At 44.3% G+C, this 873-nt stretch carries 1 protein-coding gene; it reads right to left on the reverse strand.

Translation table 11 applies throughout. The features are described 5' to 3' along the window. Positions 1–801: Rpn family recombination-promoting nuclease/putative transposase (locus ACTIE0_RS24740; protein ID WP_439517064.1), on the reverse strand; the 801-nt coding region annotated here is incomplete at its 3' end. Between the last annotated feature and the right edge of the window lie 72 nt (positions 802–873).

Genomic DNA, 873 nt, shown 5'->3' on the forward strand with positions numbered 1-873 from the left:
ATTAGAATCTTCTAAAATCGGCAGAATTTCATCAACAGGTAAGCCTAAAATTTCGGCGATCGCTTCCGAAGCATAACCCAGGTTATTCAAACGTAGGACAATGTTTCGCGTGATTTCTTCGCGACCTTCCTGGAGACCTTCCTGGCGACCTTCCGTAAAGGCTTCTTGATAGAAACGAGTTTGTTTTAAATCAGTTAATCCTAACATTCTAGCAATCTCCTCGCGACTAGCTTGGGGTAGTTTATAGACTACAATAGTTTCGATTAAATCAATGATATCGCGTCTCAGGGGGGCTGGTGGGAGTATTTGTTGAGCTTGTTCAATCAGTTGTTGGGCTGATTCTATAGCTACAGACTCCGATGCGACTACTAACTTAATGATACCTACCCCTAAGCCGTTTTCGCCTTCCAACTCGTCTAGGTAAATGCGGGTCACTGCTTCTGAGTTGAGAATTTGGCTAAAGTGTTGAGACTTTTCGCGCTCTGTGTTACGGTTAGGGTAGATGACTACAACTCTCCAGGGGTAAGGGGGTTGATACTGTCGCAGATAGAGGAAAAGTTCCGCAAAAATCCGATAGTACAGGTCATCGTCGGGTTGAAATTGTACTTCCGTCAGATAAAAGGGTTGGCTAGGGTTGTCGGTACTGGGAAAGAATAACCCGTCTAAGCGAAAGGCGAGTTGTTTGACTTCTAGGTTGGTGAATTGATATTGATCAGCTTCTGTGAGAGGAAGGTTCAGCAGTTCAAAGAAGCTGCGCGGGTATTGTTGGAAGATGCGGTAAAATATGCTATCGGTTTTCACTGGCTTATGGCGAGATTGGTGATCGGAAATTCATTGAACCCTGGCCAATGGGTTGATATGACTCTAATAATG

Origin of the sequence: Limnospira sp., from assembly GCF_051859755.1 — a bacterium.
Taxonomy (GTDB): Bacteria; Cyanobacteriota; Cyanobacteriia; order Cyanobacteriales; family Microcoleaceae; genus Limnospira; species Limnospira fusiformis.